The organism is Bacillus sp. RE35, from assembly GCF_052146655.1.
Classification (GTDB): domain Bacteria; phylum Bacillota; class Bacilli; order Bacillales; family Bacillaceae_G; genus Bacillus_A; species Bacillus_A cereus.
Window position 1 is genome coordinate 3952080 of the sequence record NZ_CP197377.1, and the last position, 15649, is coordinate 3967728.

Below are 15649 nucleotides of genomic sequence, written 5' to 3' on the forward strand. Positions count from 1 at the left end.
CCTTGCCAATTCGGCAAGGGATTTTTTGCAATAAAAAAAGAGCTGTATTTTACACAGCTCTTTTTTTATTTTAGTGATCTAATTCAATAAGTAAATCACCCGTTTGAATCGCATCACCATCGGTAACATATACTTTCTTCACTTTACCATTGAACGGCGCTTGAACTGTCGTTTCCATTTTCATCGCTTCTGTAATTGCCATAGAATCGCCTTTTTTCACTTCATCGCCTTCTTTTACAACTACTTTAATTACCGTTCCTGGCATCGTTGCACTAATATGATTTGGATTCTCACGGTTTCCTTTCACACGTTGTGCAACTGTTGCTTTTACACTCTCGTCTTTCACGATAATTTCACGTGGTTGACCGTTAAATTCCAAGTAAAGGACACGATTTCCATCCGGCTGAGGTTCTCCAATTGATACTAGTTTAACCATCAATGTTTTACCCTGTTCAATTTCTACATCAATTTCTTCACCTAGTCTCATACCATAGAAGAACGTCGGTGTATCAAGTACAGATACATTTCCATAAAGCTCAGCAACTTTTTCATAATCCATAAATACTTTTGGATATAAAGCATATGCAACTACATCAAAAATCGTTACTTCGCGTCCAAGTTTATGGAATAATTCTTCTTTTAACGCTTCGAAATCTACTGGCTCTAGTAATTCACCTGGTCTTACTGTTAATGGCTCTTTCCCTTTTAAAATAATCTTTTGTAATTCTTTCGGGAAACCACCGTACGGTTGACCTAAATCACCAGAGAACATTTCAACAACAGATCCTGGGAAGTCCATAGCATGTCCACGCTCTAAAACATCTTGTTCTGTCAGATGGTTTTGAACCATAAATAATGCCATATCACCAACAACTTTTGATGATGGCGTTACTTTTACAATATCTCCAAACATGTCATTCACACGGCGGTACATTACTTTCACTTCATCGAAGCGATCTCCTAAACCAACCGCCTTCGCTTGTTGCTGAAGATTACTATACTGCCCACCCGGCATTTCATGCATATATACCTCTGTATGAGGCGCATTCATACCACTTTCAAACGGTGCATAGTATTTGCGTACATCTTCCCAATAATGAGATAGTTTTTCTAAAGAATCTATATTAACATCTGGTTGTCTTTCGTTTCCACCTAATGCATAGTATAGCGTGTTCGCACTTGGTTGTGACGTTTGACCAGCCATAGAACTCACTGCTACATCGACGATATCAACACCCGCTTCAATTGCCTTCGTATACGTTAATATACCATTTCCACTCGTATCGTGCGTATGCAGGTGAATCGGAATCGACACTGTCTCTTTTAATGCAGAAACTAAATCATATGCTGCATTTGGTTTTAATAAGCCCGCCATATCTTTAATACCTAAAATGTGAGCTCCTGATGCTTCTAACTCTTTTGCTAAATTTTTATAGTAATTTAAATCATATTTACTACGCAGTGGATCATGGATATCCCCTGTGTAGCACATTGTTGCTTCTGCAATTTTACCAGTGTCTCGTACAGCGTCAATTGCAACTCTCATGCCTTCCACCCAGTTTAAGCTATCAAAAATACGGAATACATCAATGCCTGCTTGAGCAGAACATTCCACAAATTTTTGAATTAAATTATCTGGATAGTTTTTGTATCCAACTGCGTTTGAAGAACGAAGTAACATTTGGAATAAAACGTTCGGCATTTTTTCACGAAGATCTAGTAATCGTTCCCATGGATCTTCTTTTAAGAAACGATACGCAACATCAAACGTTGCACCGCCCCACATTTCCGCTGAGAATAGGTTCGGTAACATTCTCGCTGTTGGCTCCGCAATTTGATGTAAATCTTTTGTACGAATACGAGTTGCAAGTAATGACTGGTGTGCATCACGGAATGTTGTATCCGTTAAAAGTACACGTTTTTGATCCTGTACCCATTTTACTAATCCGTCTGCTCCACGCTCGTCCAAAATTTGTTTCGTTCCATTTTGGATTGGCTCTGAATGTTTTAAACATGGAATACGAGCATCTGGGAATATTGGTTTTTCTTTTTTACCTACTCCTGGGAAACCATTTACTGTTACTGTACCAATGTAATTTAACATTTTCGTTCCACGGTCTTTACGTTTCGGGAACAAGAACAATTCAGGTGACGCATCGATAAATGAAGTATCATATTCTCCTGATAAGAAGTTTTTATGTTTTACTACATTCTCTAGGAATGGAATATTTGTTTTAATACCACGAATACGGAATTCTTTTAAGTTACGTTCCATTTTTGCAGCAGCTTGCTCAAAAGTAAGTGCCCAAGTTGTAACTTTTACAAGTAAAGAATCGTAGTACGGTGTAATAACTGCACCTTGGAAGCTATTTCCTGTATCAAGACGTACACCAAAACCACCGCCTGATCGATACGCCATAATTTTTCCTGTATCCGGCATAAAATTATTTAGCGGATCTTCAGTTGTTACACGAGATTGAATTGCAAATCCATGTACAACTACTTCCTCTTGCTTCGGAACACCTACCATTTTGCTATGTAATGAATGTCCATCAGCTATTAAAATTTGTGATTGAACAATATCTACTCCCGTAATCATTTCTGTAATCGTATGTTCTACTTGAACACGTGGATTTACTTCAATAAAGTAAAACTCATCATCTTTTACAAGGAATTCTACTGTTCCTGCATTTAAATAATTTACATTTTTCGTTAACTTCACAGCAGCATCACAAATACGCTGACGCAGATCATCTGAAAGTGATACACTCGGTGCAATTTCTACAACTTTTTGATGACGACGTTGTACAGAACAGTCACGCTCGTATAAATGAACAACATTGCCTTCTTCATCTGCTAAAATTTGTACTTCTATATGTTTAGGTTTTTCAACGAATTTTTCGACGTAAACTTCATCATTACCAAAGGCTGCTTTCGCTTCTGATTTCGCTCGATTATATGATTCTCCTAATTCCTCACTAGTACGCACAATACGCATACCACGACCGCCCCCCCCAAGGGATGCTTTAATAATAATCGGGTAATCATACTTTTCAGCAAATTTTTCGACTTCTTCTAATGAATTTACTGGACCATCACTACCAGGTATAACTGGAATTTGTGCTAGCTGCGCTTGTGTTCTTGCTTTCACTTTATCTCCAAACATATCTAAATGCTTACTTTTCGGACCGATAAAGATAATTCCTTCTTCTTCACAACGTTTAGCGAATTGAATATTTTCTGACAAGAAACCATATCCAGGGTGGATTGCATCTACATGATTACTTTTTGCAATCTCAATAATGCCTTCAATATCTAGATAAGCATCAATTGGTTTTTTTCCTTCCCCAACTAAATAGGACTCATCGGCTTTATAGCGATGATAAGAACCACTATCCTCTTTAGAATAGATTGCAACTGTTTTTAATCCAAGTTCCGAACAAGCTCGAAACACACGAATTGCAATCTCTCCACGGTTAGCTACCAATACTTTTTGAATACGTTGCAGCTTTGTCATGATTTTCCCCCTCTACTTTCCTACCACTCTAGAGATAAAATATATACACACCTTAAAAAGCGTGAAGTTCTTCACTTTCCACATTATATTATACTTAGAAAGCTTCACTTTATTTTTATCCATCATACCTTATTTTTTAACAAATGATAAGTTTTCTGTGCAATTTGTTTCACAAAAATAGTATAGCATACCTCTTCCTTTTCTAACAACTTAATTGTATATCACATTAAACTAAATGTGATATATTGTTTAACCGAAAGATATATTAATACATCACATTTAAAACTACTTAAAAATAAAAACACATCATGCTCTAAAGCACAATGTGTTTTTATTTTACAACTACAAGATGTGGTCCATTTTGTTCTTTTTCTTTCATTAATCCATTCTGTTGTTTCTCTTGTCGTTTCACGTGACTAGCAATATTGAGTAGTATCCCCATCGCAAGTAGATTAGCTAATAAAGAACTACCACCGTAACTGACAAACGGTAATGGTACTCCGGTAAGTGGTATTACTCCAGACATACCACCAACATTAATAAACGTTTGAACTCCAAACAAGCTTGCAATTCCGATAGCTATTAAACTTCCAAATGGATCTGTACACTTTTGTGCGACTCTAAATGATCGAATAATTATAAGCAATAAACAAATCAAAATGATTGCTACGCCTATAAAACCAAGTTCTTCCGATATAATTGCCATAATAAAATCCGTTTGTGGTTCTGGTAAATAACCATACTTTTGCACACTATTTCCTAATCCCCTACCATTAAGCCCTCCAGAAGCAATTCCAATAAATGAATTCACCAATTGGAATCCATCCTTTTGAGGATCATTAAACGGATCAAGGAAAACAGAAAAACGTGCCTTTTGATATGGATTTAATGCATAATTGCCAAGAAGATATAGTGCCGGAATCCATACTATAGAAGTTAAAGCAATTCGTTTAATCCATAAGTTAACCTGTACTCCCGAACAAAGGAACATAATTCCTACTGTTCCTGCAATTAACAAATCAGTACCTAAATCATTTTGCTTTAATATTAAAAACATGATTATACCAACACCAATGAGTACTGGACCTGACCCTTTGAAAACAGGTGTATTCGTTTCTTGTCTTTTCGCAAAAAAATGAGCTAATATGAGGATAACCGTTATCTTTACAAATTCCGCAGGCTGTATTCCAAATATCCATCCGTTTGCACCGTTTACTGACTTAGTGAAAAAGGCAGCTGCAGCTAATAAAGCAACACTAGCACCGTAACTCCCCAACAAAAAAATTCGTTTTCTCCAAACTTTATATGGGATAGTAGCAATAATTATTAATACTATTGTCCCAACAACTAAAGTAATTAATTGTCTTTTAAAAAAGAAATTTGCTGGTTTATCAAATCGCGAAATCGCAACAATGGAACTAGAACTATATACCATTATTACTCCCAGCACACATAAGATAACAAGAGGAAGTAACAATGAATAATCCATTGATTTCCATACTTTTTTCATTTCATTTCCTCTTTCTGTTTCAATTTAATTATTGTTGTATTCCATATGTACATTGATTCTTCCTGCTTTATTATACAAATAAAAAGCTCAAACTAATTTAGTTTGAGCCCCCTTATTTGAACCCGTTATTGTTGTTTGTTTGTAAATGCTTCATGAAGTGCAGATAACTCACGTTCGAGCTCACCTAACATTGCTTTCCCTTGTTCTTCTGCAATAAGACCAAGGCGAACTGCAAAATCGACCTCGCGGGATAGTCCAAACATTTGTGTGTCTAACACTTCTTCATATAATGGACATTGCGGCATTGTAAGATGGTCCATTTGCACCTTAATAAGTCTTAAAATCTTCTCTGCATCCGCTTGTAGAAGGGCTAGTGCCTTTTCCTGATGATTTGCTACTGTCTCAGACGCCAAATTGATTCCCTCCGTTTCCGTCCTACTCTCCTCTATCCTATCTATTAATATTAGCGATAGTTTTAATAAATTGCAATAGAAACATTTTTTGTGACAACAGTGTCTAATACTATTATACTGAAAAGTGGGAGTATAACACAAATGGGGGAACAACAATGAGCGAAATTTTATTTATTAACGGAAAAGTACGTTTTCCAATCACTATTGATCCAACTGTTTGGATCTTTGATGATCGAAAAGTAGATTTGACAACTTACTTTGATGAAACTAGAGAAAACACGTCTGAACTAGAAACTTATTTAAAAAACACTTCAGAACATTGGGATCGCGAAATCCGTGATGGTGCCGCTTTCCCTCCAATACAACAAAGTGTGAAGAAATATAAAAAAGAACAGCTGATTACTGGAACATTTGGTATACCATTTCATCCATTCCTTGCTAACGCTGAAATTTTAGAGGACGCTACGCAAGTTGAAATTGAAACGGTAGATCATACAATGACACTTCCATTAGAAACTGTCAAAAATGCTATACTAGGCTTTTCAAAAGAAGGAAAACCATTAAAAGAAGACGGGCCTGTTCATCTCTATTTCAACGATGGATCTAATCAACAAAATCCAATCCGTAACATCCGTAAATTTACAATTATTTAAAGAAAAGGAGTGAGCTTAAGCTCACTCCTTTTTACAATAAATCTGCTGCTAGTTGAGCTAAATTAGATCGCTCCCCTTTAACAAACTTCACATGACCACTAATACGCTGTTCTTTAAACTTCTCTACAACATACGTTAAGCCATTATTATATTCATCTAAATATGGGTGATCAATTTGCTGAGGATCTCCCATCAATACAATCTTACTCTTTTCCCCTACCCTAGTTAATATCGTCTTCACTTCATGCTTTGTTAAATTTTGTGCTTCGTCAATGATAATGAACTGATCTGGAATACTTCTCCCGCGTATATAAGTAAGGGCTTCTACTTCAATCGAACCCATTCCAGCTAAAATAGCATCTAACTCTCCTGGCTTTTTCGTATTAAATAAATACTCTAGGTTATCAAAAATTGGCTGCATCCATGGTCTTAATTTTTCTTCTTTTTCTCCTGGTAAATAACCGATATCTTTTCCGACTGGAACAATTGGTCTTGCCACAAGTAATTTTTTATATAACCCTAAGTCTTCTGTTTGCATAAGTCCCGAAGCTAACGCAAGTAACGTTTTTCCTGTGCCGGCTTTCCCCGTTAACGTTACAAGCGGAATATCTTCACGAAGCAACAATTCTAATCCCATAATTTGCTGCACGTTTCGTGGTCGTATCCCCCACACTTGTTCATTGTGAAAAATAAGTTTCTTTACCTTCTTCCCTAAGTGATCCACAATGCCAAGCGCAGAACTAGAGCCCCCTAATGCATCTTTCATTACTACAAATTGATTTGGGTAAAAAGGATGATTCGCAATTTCAGATAGAGGCAATTCACCTTTCTCATAAAAATAATCCAATTGTTCTTTTGATATATATCCTTCTAAAAAACCAGAATATATATTTTCTACTTCAATTACGCGATCACTTAAATAATCTTCAGCCTTCAAACCAATTGCATCAGCTTTTACCCTTACGAGTACATCTTTACTTACTAAAATAACAGACTTCCCGTCCTCTTTTTCCTGTTCTTCTAAAGATAGATTTTTTGCTACAGCTAAAATTCGATTATCATTTGTTTTTTCTACAAAAATATCTTGTAGTTGCACAAATGAACGATGGTTCAATTCAATACGAAATGTTCCGCCGTTTTCTAGCGGGATACTTTCATGCAGCTTTCCTATTTCACGAAATTTATCTATTAACTTAGATACATAACGAGCGTTTCTTCCTACTTCATCCATATAACGTTTTTTCGAATCAACCTCTTCTAATACAACTGCTGGAATCACTACTTCATTGGTTTCAAATGAAAAAATAGATAAAGGATCCTGCAAAAGTACATTCGTATCTAACACATAAATTTTATCCAACCTGTTACCCCCTGACTCCACTTTTAAATTTGTAGAACAAGGGTTTCATCCATAAAATATGGACGAACCATTGTTATAATTATATGTACCGTGTAAACGAGGTAGAATCGAAAATCATAGTCATTAAACCTTTTATTTATTCTTTATTCATTTCTATTCAATATATTACTTTTTATTATAATTATTAACGTTAAATCACAATAACCGACTACAAAAGTGAATAAACGAATTTCTTATTTAGCATCTTTATAATTCTCTTATCCCTACTAACACTTCGTTATCCAGCTTTTTCGCTGCCCGAAGATCATATGTTTTTTCATATGTTGGTTCAATTGCAAGTTTCGCTCCATAAAACATAACATCACGCACTTCTTGCACCTTTACTTCTATTACAGTTAATTTTAGAGAAATACCTTCCATTCTATCTGTCAAAATTTCACCTGCACCACTTATAGAAAATACGGATTCATTCGCCATTATAGTCAATACCACACCTGTATTATGACGTATATTTTCCACAATACGTGAACGTTGATCTACTGCAAATCGAATACTAGTTTCACTCACTGCATACACCCAAGAAATAGCACTTACGTTAGGAACTTGTTTTTCGAAATCTGTCGTTGCTATCATAACAATACACTCTTTACGCAACGTTTGTACTAAATCCTCTGTTAAGGTAGGCTCTACTACATTCGCCATATTTTCACCTCCAAATATACTTGGTATATCCTTATCATAACTTATTTTTTGAATTGCGAAAATATTATTTTTTCCCACTATTATTCAAAAACATTATACTTCCATGATATACTTATACTGATAGAATTCGTATTGAGGTGACGAAATGAGAGTCAAATGTATGATTTGTGATAAAAAAGATATGTTAGATGATGAAAATCCTATGGCAAAAAAACTGCGTAATCGCCCTATTCATACATATATGTGCATGGAATGTTCGGAACGAATTGCAGAGCGTACAATGGAACGTCATGCAAGTGGTAATTTCCGATTATATCGTGATAAAAAAATCGAAGATGATTGGTAAAATGTAAATAAGTCCTTACTCATATAGATAAGGACTTATTTATATTTTTCTGGTTCACGATTCATCTGATCCAAAAAACAATCAATGGCTTCTAACGGAAACCTTGCAGATTTCCGTTCTCCATTTATTTCATATGTAATTAAATACATTTCCTCGTTCTTTTCGACTTCCACATTTCTTAATTTATGTTCTTCATATACCATATTTTGAAATAACAAATATGTTTCTTTTGCAGCACTATCATCTGGACGTGCTTCCGCAACTGTTTTAATTGTTAACCAATTATATAGTGCATCTTGTACTGAACGCATGAAAACTCCCCTTTCTTATCCTGCTTTTTGTTGTTTCGCTTGACGCAAACGCAGTCTATAAATTCCAAGTACAATTGCCGCTACAACAAGTCCTTCTCCAACAGGTAAAAACACAGCAAAAAAGGTTAATACTGTGCATCCAATTGCTAATGATATGTATATCACAATATTTTTTAGTACAGACAACTTTCTAGCAAACCCTAAATTATAAACGAGAGCACTTAATATAATAATCGTCCCATAAAGTAACCACATTCCTAACTCTGGATTTTCATCTACCTTACACAATTTTGCAAAAAAAGACATCCTTTCTAACACACTCTTCCCCCCTAGCAGTAAAATGCAATTTTCTTTATACACTTAATACAAGAGTAACTCGCAAAAAAAATACTGTCCACAAAAAAGAGTAAATATTCTAAAAAATAAACAAAATAAAAAAACAACGCCCTTTATAAAGGGCGTTGTTTTTTTATTTTTACGCTTCAACAGATTTCTTTTTCTTAGCAGCTCTTTCGCGCTCACTCTTATCAAGAATCTTTTTACGTAGACGAATTGATTCTGGAGTTACTTCACAGAACTCGTCATCGTTTAAGTACTCTAATGATTCTTCTAAAGTCATTAGGCGTGGTTTCTTCATTGTTGAAGTTTGATCTTTCGTCGCAGAACGAATGTTAGTTTGTTGTTTCATTTTCACAACGTTAACTGTTAAGTCGTTCTCACGAGTGTGTTCTCCGACAATCATACCAGCATATACTTCTGTACCTGGTTCAACGAAGATTACACCACGGTCTTCAACTTGCATAATACCGTATTGTGATGCTTTTCCTGTTTCAAGTGAAACTAGAACACCTTGGCGACGTCCACCAACTTGTCCAGCGTGTACTGGTTGGTAGCAATCGAATGTATGGTTTAAAATACCGTAACCACGAGTTAATGTTAAGAATTCTGTTGTGTAACCAATTAAACCACGTGCTGGAACCATGAAAGTAAGACGAACTTGACCGTTTCCGTTATTCACCATATCTAACATTTCACCTTTACGTGCACCCATAGATTCCATAATAGAACCAGTGTATTCTTCAGGTACATCGATTTGTACGCGCTCTACAGGCTCACATCTTACGCCATCAACTTCTTTAATGATTACTTCTGGCTTAGATACTTGTAATTCATAACCTTCACGACGCATGTTTTCAATTAAGATAGATAAATGTAGTTCCCCACGTCCAGATACGATCCACGCATCAGGAGAATCTGTATTATCTACACGTAAACTTACATCTGTTTCTAATTGTGAACGAAGACGCTCTTCAATTTTACGAGATGTAATGTATTTACCTTCACGACCTGCAAATGGGCTGTTATTTACAAGGAACGTCATTTGTAGTGTTGGCTCATCAATACGTAATAATGGTAACGCATCTTGATGTTCAACTGGACATACTGTTTCACCTACGTTAATGTCTTCCATACCAGAAACGGCTACTAAGTCCCCTGCTTTTGCTTCTTCAATTTCTTGACGTTTTAATCCCATGTAACCGAATAATTTCGTTACGCGGAATTGCTTCACGCTTCCGTCTACTTTCATTAAAGCAACTTGTTGTCCAACCTTCATTGTACCGCGGAATACGCGACCAACTCCAATACGTCCAACGTAGTCGTTGTAATCAAGAAGTGCTACTTGGAATTGAAGTGGCTCTTCGCTGTTATCAATTGGTGCTGGAATATGTTCGATAATTGTATCGAATAATGATTTCATATTCTCTTCTTGATTTGCTGGATTTGAATCTAAGCTTGCTGTTCCGTTCATTGCTGATGCAAATACAACTGGGAACTCTAATTGATCTTCGTTTGCACCAAGCTCAATGAATAAGTCGATTACTTCATCAACTACTTCATCTGGACGAGCGAAGTCACGGTCAATTTTGTTTACAACTACGATTGGAGTTAAGTTTTGCTCAAGAGCTTTCTTTAAAACAAATCGTGTTTGTGGCATACAACCTTCATATGCATCAACAACAAGTAAAACACCATCGACCATTTTCATGATACGTTCTACTTCTCCACCGAAGTCAGCGTGACCAGGTGTATCTAAAATGTTAATTCTTTTATCTTCATAGTGAATCGCTGTATTTTTCGCTAAAATTGTAATACCGCGTTCTCTTTCTAGATCATTTGAATCCATTGCGCGTTCTTCAACGTGTTCGTTCGCACGGAAAGTCCCCGCTTGACGTAATAACTGGTCAACAAGTGTTGTTTTACCATGGTCAACGTGGGCAATAATTGCTATATTACGTAAATCTTGTCGTTTTTTCAACATGTCCAACTCCTAATGTCTTTTTAATCCTTCTCTATTATAAGAGCGAAGGGGATACAATAGCAATTAAAATAAAAGCAAGAATGAAAATATAGTTGTATTCTTACTTTTGTGAAAGTAAAATGAGATTGGAGGGTGAAGAAATGGAACACATTCAATATCGCTTTTTATTAACTGCAATTATCGGTGTTATTTTCTTAATCGGTATCGGCATTATGATTGCTGAAAATAGTCCAATCGGTATTATTATTTGCATTATCGGCACATTTGTTACAGTTGGATACGGTTTTGTAACAAAAAGAAAAATGCGCAAATCACAATAACGCTAAAAAGTAAGAAGCTTATACACAGCCTCTTACTTTTTTTGTTGCTCTCATATAAACGATAACACTTCTTCATACACTCCTGGTTTTGCAACTAACACACTGCTCTTCTCTATGATAGAAAGTGGCGCTCCAGAGAATGTCGTCACCTTACCTCCAACTTCTTCTACAATTATCTGCCCTCCGCCAAAATCCCATGGTGATAATCTCGGCGTTACATATGCATCTATTCTTCCTGTTGCAACGTATACCATCTCTAACGCTGCACAGCCATATGACCTTGTGCCCCTTGCTTTCTTAACAAGTGCCATCATACTTTCCATATTAAGCAATGGATTATCTGTAAGCCATATCGCATTTAAAGCTACAATACCTTGCTCTACAGTTCCTTTTTCCAATGGAGGAATTGATATATCATTACAAAAAGCTCCAGATCCCTTGACTGCATGATATAGTTCATCATGCACTGGATCATATATAAGTCCAATCTTTCCGATACCGTTCTCATAAATCCCAATTGAAATCGCAAAATTTCTTTTTTGATGAACAAAGTTCATCGTGCCGTCAATTGGATCAATTAACCAAACAACCCCGTCAGAAGACGTTATCTCGTCTCCATAACCCTCTTCTCCTAAAATATTATGATTCGGGAATGTTTCTTTAATTTTCCCAATTAAAAACTGTTCTATCTCTCGGTCCATATTTGTAACTAAGTCAGCTGCATTTGATTTTGTTTCTATAATAAGTGCTTTTTTCATTGATGCCATTAAATGCTCTCCTGCATCCCGAATCCACCGTTTGGCGTGTGCATCGATGTCTTTCCATACTTCTTGCATGTTTAAACACTCCGATCTATACTGTTCACAGAAAAAACGAACCCTTTATAAGGTTCGCACCAACTAATTTTTTATACATATACTATTATTACGCTTCTAAACGAATCATTTCAAGTCTTAACACTTCTAACTTTTGTACACACTCTTCTTTTTTCTGGTTATCATCTTCCATCATCGCATCATATAAAGTTGCTAATTCATAATCTAGCTCCAAACGTAGCACCGGTATTCTCTTTTCAGCATCTGTTCTCTTTAACGCATTAATCACCTGTCTCATATTATTTGCCTCCTCCCAATATTCGTCTGCCCTCGGACTAGAATTAATTCAATTTTCTGATTTTTTGTTTTATACTATACTATGTTGGATAAATCATCTATGCAACAAAATTATATTTTTTTATTTAAATTTTTTTGTGCTGTTTTTTTTATGAATAGTACAAGCTATGCTAAAATAAAAGCAAAATAGGAGTTGGAGGAACAATCATGACAATACAAACATTCAAGTCAACTGATTTTGATGTCTTTACAGTTGATGGTCTCGAAGAACGAATGAGTGCAATTAAAACGAACATTCATCCTAAGCTAGAAGCTTTAGGGGAACAATTTGCAGAATACTTATCCAAACAAACTGATGAGAACTTTTTTTATCATGTTGCAAAACACGCACGCCGCAAAGTCAATCCACCAAACGATACTTGGGTTGCTTTTTCAACAAATAAACGAGGATATAAAATGCTACCGCATTTCCAAATCGGCTTATGGGGTACTCATGCCTTCATATACTTTGGTTTAATCTATGAGTGTCCACAAAAAGTTGAGACGGCTCATGCCTTCTTAGAACATTTAAATGATTTAAAAACAAATATTCCAAATGACTTCGTTTGGTCCATTGACCATACTAAACCAAGTGTGAAATTACATAAAACACTTGAAACCGAAGACTTACAAAAGATGATTGAACGATTAGCTACTGTAAAAAAAGCAGAATTATTAGTTGGTATTCATATATCACCAGAGGAGTTTTCAGCAATGACCAACGAACAATTCCTTGCTAAGATTGAATCTACGATGCAATCACTCCTTCCTTTATATGCACTTTGTAATCGATAGTAGAAAACGGACAATTTATATTGTCCGTTTTTAGTTGTTATCACATTATATCACTTCAGTTTTTATTTTTCAAAATATTTTTTACATTTTTACAAGCTTTTGTTCTTCGACTTCTTTTGCCCTTTGAATAGCACGATATATAGAGTATCCACTTACCTCTTGAAATTCTTTATCAATTTTCTTTTCTTCTGCTTTCGATGGAACAATCTCTTTAAAACGACGATATAAACCCATTAACTCTTCTCTTATAATTCCTTTTTCATAAGCTTTCTCAATCGCTTCATAAAACTTCACCATTGTAACCATTTCCTCATTTGACCAATCATAATCTAACGGATATTGATATTCCATTTTGCACCTCATTTATCATTTCTTCTTGTTTCATTATGCTATCTTAAAGAGAATATTTTATTCTTCATTATAGCCACTCTGCATTATACACTATTTATTCATTTTAATGGAATTGTCTTCCTCTATTCATTAGTTGAGGCTAACTATTAAACATACTCACCTTAAAAAGATTTTTTTCTATACATCTATAATTATTGGTGATATAATGCTTTTGTTTTATAGAAAATAAAGTGAAGCTACCATCTCAAAAACGATTTTTTGAATGGCAGAAAAACAAGCCTTATTCTAAAAAGGGCTACACTTTTTTAGAGCAGGATTATATAAAACAAATTACACTAAATATTATGAAGAAGAAGGGGTGTATAGATTGTCCCAATACGAAACACCATTGTTTACCGCTTTAGTTGAGCACAGTAAGCGAAATCCAATTCAATTCCATATTCCTGGTCATAAAAAAGGACAGGGCATGGATCCTACATTTCGCGAATTTATTGGGCATAATGCATTAGCAATTGATTTAATTAATATTGCGCCACTCGATGATTTACATCATCCAAAAGGTATGATTAAAGAAGCACAAGATTTAGCAGCAGCCGCATTCGGTGCAGATCATACTTTCTTTTCTATTCAAGGTACAAGTGGCGCTATTATGACAATGGTGATGAGCGTTTGCGGTCCTGGTGACAAAATCCTAGTACCACGAAACGTGCATAAATCAGTAATGTCAGCTATTATTTTCTCAGGTGCAAAACCGATTTTCATGCATCCTGAAATCGATCCGAAGCTCGGTATTTCTCATGGAATCACAATTCAATCTGTCAAAAAAGCACTTGAAGAGCACTCAGATGCAAAGGGCTTACTTGTTATTAACCCAACGTACTTTGGGTTTGCTGCAGACTTAGAACAGATTGTACAATTAGCACATTCTTATGACATCCCTGTACTAGTCGACGAAGCTCATGGTGTTCATATTCATTTTCACGATGAATTACCTATGTCAGCGATGCAAGCTGGTGCGGATATGGCAGCAACAAGTGTTCACAAATTAGGAGGCTCTTTAACTCAAAGTTCTATTCTTAATGTGAAAGAAGGCTTAGTGAATGTAAAGCATGTCCAATCTATTATTAGCATGCTTACAACTACATCAACTTCTTACATCTTGTTAGCATCCCTTGATGTTGCGAGAAAACGTCTTGCTACAGAAGGAACAGCACTCATAGAACAAACAATACAATTAGCTGAGCATGTTCGTGATGCTATAAATTCTATTGAGCATCTTTACTGTCCTGGAAAAGAAATGTTAGGTACAGATGCTACCTTTAACTATGATCCTACAAAGATAATTGTATCTGTAAAAGATTTAGGTATTACCGGCCACCAAGCTGAAGTATGGCTTAGAGAGCAATATAACATTGAAGTAGAACTCTCAGATCTATACAACATACTATGTCTTATCACTTTGGGAGATACAGAAAGTGATACAAATACACTTATTGCAGCATTACAAGATTTAGCAGCAACATTTAGAAATAGGGCAGATAAAGGTGTTCAAGTACAAGTAGAGATTCCAGAAATTCCAGTGCTAGCACTTTCTCCTCGAGATGCTTTTTATTCGGAAACAGAAGTCATTCCATTTGAAAATGCAGCGGGTCGTATTATAGCTGATTTTGTTATGGTTTATCCGCCAGGGATTCCAATCTTTACTCCGGGGGAAATTATTACACAAGAAAACTTAGAGTATATTCGTAAAAACTTAGAAGCAGGTTTACCTGTACAAGGTCCTGAAGATATGACATTACAAACATTACGTGTTATTAAAGAGTACAAGCCTATCAGTTGATAGGCTTTTTTTTCACCTTTTTTCCTTTTCTTCATACGATACTTAAGAATGTAACGTATA

16 protein-coding genes are annotated in these 15649 nt (G+C 35.6%); 5 read left to right on the forward strand and 11 right to left on the reverse strand.

Annotated features, from left to right (window positions below; all coding sequences use genetic code 11):
* Nucleotides 1-70: 70 nt before the first annotated feature.
* The 3 genes from pyc to ACTL4X_RS20000 all read right to left on the reverse strand — a co-directional run bounded on the left by pyc (nt 71) and on the right by ACTL4X_RS20000 (nt 5440).
* Nucleotides 71-3517, reverse strand: coding sequence for a pyruvate carboxylase (gene pyc, locus ACTL4X_RS19990; protein WP_441394945.1), 3447 nt, complete (start codon nt 3515-3517; stop codon nt 71-73).
* Between the two features lie 331 nt (nt 3518-3848).
* Nucleotides 3849-5027 (reverse strand): FtsW/RodA/SpoVE family cell cycle protein, encoded by a 1179-nt coding sequence (locus ACTL4X_RS19995; protein WP_000758402.1) that lies wholly within the window; start codon nt 5025-5027, stop codon nt 3849-3851.
* 125 nt (nt 5028-5152) lie between these two features.
* On the reverse strand, nt 5153-5440 hold the full coding sequence (locus ACTL4X_RS20000; protein ID WP_000135694.1) for a YlaN family protein: 288 nt from the start codon (nt 5438-5440) through the stop codon (nt 5153-5155).
* A gap of 155 nt (nt 5441-5595) precedes the next feature.
* Between ACTL4X_RS20000 and ACTL4X_RS20005 the strand changes: the two genes are divergently transcribed.
* Entirely contained in the window at nt 5596-6093 is a 498-nt protein-coding gene (locus tag ACTL4X_RS20005) for a hypothetical protein (protein WP_001289809.1), read from the forward strand.
* 31 nt (nt 6094-6124) lie between these two features.
* On the opposite strand, the gene ACTL4X_RS20010 is transcribed toward ACTL4X_RS20005, so the two are convergent.
* Complete coding sequence (locus tag ACTL4X_RS20010) at nt 6125-7453, reverse strand: PhoH family protein (RefSeq protein ID WP_000358083.1); 1329 nt, start codon at nt 7451-7453, stop codon at nt 6125-6127.
* 246 nt (nt 7454-7699) lie between these two features.
* Nucleotides 7700-8155, reverse strand: coding sequence for a pyridoxamine 5'-phosphate oxidase family protein (locus ACTL4X_RS20015; protein WP_000024593.1), 456 nt, complete (start codon nt 8153-8155; stop codon nt 7700-7702).
* Between the two features lie 145 nt (nt 8156-8300).
* On the opposite strand from ACTL4X_RS20015, the gene ACTL4X_RS20020 reads away from it, so the two are divergent.
* A complete protein-coding gene (locus ACTL4X_RS20020; RefSeq protein ID WP_002082250.1) occupies nt 8301-8501 on the forward strand; it encodes a YlaI family protein in 201 nt (66 codons plus the stop codon).
* A 35-nt stretch (nt 8502-8536) separates the two neighbouring features.
* On the opposite strand, the gene ACTL4X_RS20025 is transcribed toward ACTL4X_RS20020, so the two are convergent.
* The 3 genes from ACTL4X_RS20025 to typA form a co-directional block, all read right to left on the reverse strand.
* Nucleotides 8537-8812, reverse strand: a complete 276-nt coding sequence (locus ACTL4X_RS20025; RefSeq protein WP_001258151.1) for a hypothetical protein — start codon at nt 8810-8812, stop codon at nt 8537-8539.
* A 15-nt stretch (nt 8813-8827) separates the two neighbouring features.
* Nucleotides 8828-9130, reverse strand: coding sequence for a YlaH-like family protein (locus ACTL4X_RS20030; RefSeq protein ID WP_000893662.1), 303 nt, complete (start codon nt 9128-9130; stop codon nt 8828-8830).
* A 157-nt stretch (nt 9131-9287) separates the two neighbouring features.
* A complete protein-coding gene (gene typA, locus ACTL4X_RS20035) occupies nt 9288-11132 on the reverse strand; it encodes a translational GTPase TypA (protein ID WP_000914762.1) in 1845 nt (614 codons plus the stop codon).
* Between the two features lie 140 nt (nt 11133-11272).
* Between typA and ACTL4X_RS20040 the strand changes: the two genes are divergently transcribed.
* On the forward strand, nt 11273-11452 hold the full coding sequence (locus tag ACTL4X_RS20040; RefSeq protein WP_000400127.1) for a DUF5325 family protein: 180 nt from the start codon (nt 11273-11275) through the stop codon (nt 11450-11452).
* Between the two features lie 50 nt (nt 11453-11502).
* Here the strand turns inward: ACTL4X_RS20040 and ACTL4X_RS20045 are convergent, their stop codons facing one another.
* A complete protein-coding gene (locus ACTL4X_RS20045; RefSeq protein ID WP_001158701.1) occupies nt 11503-12288 on the reverse strand; it encodes an inositol monophosphatase family protein in 786 nt (261 codons plus the stop codon).
* An 88-nt stretch (nt 12289-12376) separates the two neighbouring features.
* Nucleotides 12377-12565, reverse strand: a complete 189-nt coding sequence (locus tag ACTL4X_RS20050) for a hypothetical protein (RefSeq protein ID WP_001250165.1) — start codon at nt 12563-12565, stop codon at nt 12377-12379.
* Between the two features lie 206 nt (nt 12566-12771).
* Between ACTL4X_RS20050 and ACTL4X_RS20055 the strand changes: the two genes are divergently transcribed.
* On the forward strand, nt 12772-13398 hold the full coding sequence (locus ACTL4X_RS20055; RefSeq protein WP_000155317.1) for a YktB family protein: 627 nt from the start codon (nt 12772-12774) through the stop codon (nt 13396-13398).
* Nucleotides 13399-13479: 81 nt separating this feature from the next.
* On the opposite strand, the gene ACTL4X_RS20060 is transcribed toward ACTL4X_RS20055, so the two are convergent.
* A complete protein-coding gene (locus ACTL4X_RS20060) occupies nt 13480-13749 on the reverse strand; it encodes a UPF0223 family protein (RefSeq protein WP_000456562.1) in 270 nt (89 codons plus the stop codon).
* A gap of 367 nt (nt 13750-14116) precedes the next feature.
* Here ACTL4X_RS20060 and speA point away from each other — a divergent pair, with 367 nt between their 5' ends.
* Nucleotides 14117-15589 carry an arginine decarboxylase gene (speA, locus tag ACTL4X_RS20065; protein ID WP_000084899.1) on the forward strand — a complete coding sequence of 491 codons (1473 nt, stop codon included), beginning with the start codon at nt 14117-14119 and terminating at the stop codon, nt 15587-15589.
* Nucleotides 15590-15649: the final 60 nt, after the last annotated feature.